This window comes from Streptosporangium sp. NPDC005286 (assembly GCF_040607515.1).
Taxonomy (GTDB): domain Bacteria; phylum Actinomycetota; class Actinomycetes; order Streptosporangiales; family Streptosporangiaceae; genus Streptosporangium.
On the sequence record NZ_JBEXGU010000371.1, the window covers coordinates 1 to 2,678 of the forward strand.

A 2,678-nucleotide genomic window follows, 5' to 3' on the forward strand; every position below is an offset into this window, starting at 1 on the left:
GCACCCCGACGAGCACGGATTTTTTTGATAAGGCGACCACCGAGTAGTTCTACTCTCGATATACTCTCTTTCCCTTGACGACGCTCTTCCGATCTGGCTGTCGGGGTAGGGCGTGGCCGTCGTGCGGCCGGGGGCCGCGGCGGGGGGAGGGGAGGCGGGAGGTTCCGCGACGGGAGCCGTTCCGCCGGGGATGCGCAGGCCGCCCTTGGGGCGGATGACCACCATGGTGCGGTCGGCGTCGAAGCCGTCGGTGTCGTCCTCCTCCGCGTCCGGTGCGGCGGGTGTCTCCGAGGCGGGAGGGGGCGGTGCGGGGGCGGGAGCGGCGGGGATGGAGTCCGCGAGGTGCGAGGGGGTGTCCGCCACGGCCCGGAGCATCGCGCCCGCCTGGGCGGCCGTCAGCCGCGCCGTGTGGTCCTTCTCCAGCAGCTGTTCGAGCACCGGGCGCAGTGGCCCCGCCTGGGTCGGCGGGTCGACCTGCTCGCTCATCAGCGCGGCCAGGGTCTCCGCCACCGAGGCCCGCTCGTAGGCCGGGCGGCCCTCGACCGCGAAGTACAGCGTGGCGCCGAGGGACCACAGGTCCGACTCGGGTCCGTTGTGCTCGCCGCGGGCCCGCTCGGGCGCGGTGTATCCGGGAGAGCCGATCACCATGCCGGTCTTGGTGAGGCTCGTGTCGCCCTCGGCCTTGGCGATGCCGAAGTCGGTGAGAACCACCCGGCCGTTCTCGGTGATCAGCACGTTGCCGGGCTTGACGTCGCGGTGCAGCACTCCCTGGGCGTGGGCCGCGCGGAGCGCCCCCAGCAGGTCGGCCCCGATCTCGGCGACCAGGCGGGGCGGGAGTGGCCCCTCCTCCTCGATCACCTGCTCCAGGGAGCGTGCCTGCACGAGTTCCATGATGATCCAGGGGCTGCCGTCCTCGACGATGGCGTCGTGGACCGTGGCCACCGAGGGGTGACTGATGCGGGCGGCCGTGCGACCCTCGCGGATCATCCGTTCCCGAAGTTCGGCGCGTTGCGCCTCGCTGAGGCCGGGTTCCTGACGGATCTCCTTGATCGCGACTTCACGGCCGAGGGAACGGTCACGGGCTTTCCATACTGTGCCCATCGTGCCCCGGCCGAGCGGCGCGATCAGCTCGTAACGGTCCGCGAGCACGCGCATCTGCTGTTCCGGCATGAGAAGAAGATAGCCATTCCACCTTGAGAAGCGCTTTACCCGCGCTTACGGAGTTCCCTCGGCCAGAGAAGACGCGGGAGCATCAACCTTATAAGGGGTGTCATAAAACGGACAAACGGGCGATAGCTCGGCGAAACCTCCGCCGGCTTTCTGTGCACGCCCTCGCCGGGGCGCCGGTGTACCCGAGGCTGGGGCACCGGTGCCGACATCGGTCCGGACGGCGGCGGGGCCGACAGGGGAGACGAGGGCCGCGGCGCCGACGTCGGCGTCGGCACCGAGCCGAACCGGTGCAGCCCGCGGTGCTGGGAGCGACGGCTGAACGGTGGAACCGGGGTCCCGCCGGACCCGCCCACGGGCGGCCTGCCGTCGGGGCGCCTGGCGGGCCTGACATCGGGCCGTGCGGACCTGACGTCGGGCCGGGCCGGAGGCATGGTGAAGGAATCCTCGACCAGCCCGCCGGCCGCCACCCGGGCGAGCATCAGCGAGGCCCGTCCGGTGTCGAGCCGGGAGTTCGGGTCGATCGTGAGGAGGCCCCGCAGCACCGGCGTCAGCGGGCCTGCCCGCTCCATGGGGATCGGCTCGCCACTGGTCAGCGCGGCGAGCGCGGCCGCGGCCGTACGGCGGCCGTGCAGGCCGCGGCCCTCGACGGCGGTGTAGAGGGTCGCGCCGAGTGACCACAGGTCGCCGGACGGGCTGGCCTTGGCGCCCAGCACGCGCTCGGGGGCGATGTATCCGGCCGAGCCCAGCACGATGCCCGCCTGGGTGATCGACACGTCGCCTTCCAGCGCGGCCAGGCCGAAGTCGGTGAGCACCGCCCGGTCGTCGGTCACCAGGACGTTGCTGGGCTTCACGTCGCGGTGGAGGATCCCCTTGGCGTGCACGGCGCGCAGCGCCCCCAGGACCTGACGGCCGATCTCCGCCACCTGGCGTGGCGGCAGCGGGCCGTGGTCCTGCAGGAGCTGCTCCAGCGATCTGGCACGGAGCAGCTCCATCACGATCCAGGGGCGCTCGTCCTCGGTGACGACGTCGAAGACCGTGATGACCGAGGGGTGGGCGACCATCGCGGTCGCCCGTCCCTCACGTTCGGTCCTGGCGCACAGCTCGGCGCGGAGGTCCTCGTCGAGGATCAGGGGGAGGCGGACCTCCTTGACGGCCACCTCGCGGTTGAGCAACTCGTCATGTGCGCGCCAGACAGTGCCCATGCCACCGCGCCCAACCGGTTCTGACAGCCGGTAGCGCGCTGCAAGAAGGTATCCGGGCGGCGCACGCATGTGGTGCAGCTTACCGATTTGCGTAATGAGACCAGTAGAGACCGGGCCGAATCTTCTTGCCAACTTCGGTCAGATTTTCGCGCTCGTAACTGTTGAGAAACGCTGCGTGATATCTGGCAAATTGCCAAGGGGCCACAGCTTCTCCCGATAATCGGGACGTATGTTGCGATACTGCAGGTAATGGCCATGTTTCCGGCATCGTAGGCCGTCGGTGGGCGCCCGAGGTCGAGTTCGTCG

The 2,678-nt window shown here is 70.2% G+C and carries 2 protein-coding genes; both read right to left on the reverse strand.

Going from position 1 to position 2,678, the window contains the following annotated elements:
* Window positions 1-1,170 (reverse strand): serine/threonine-protein kinase (locus tag ABZU75_RS46130; protein ID WP_355569840.1); only part of this gene is annotated, 1,170 nt, incomplete at its 3' end.
* Window positions 1,171-1,205: 35 nt separating this feature from the next.
* The gene (locus tag ABZU75_RS46135) at window positions 1,206-2,441 is read right to left on the reverse strand and encodes a serine/threonine-protein kinase (protein WP_355569843.1); all 1,236 of its coding nucleotides are present in this window, start codon (window positions 2,439-2,441) and stop codon (window positions 1,206-1,208) included.
* Window positions 2,442-2,678 lie beyond the last annotated feature (237 nt).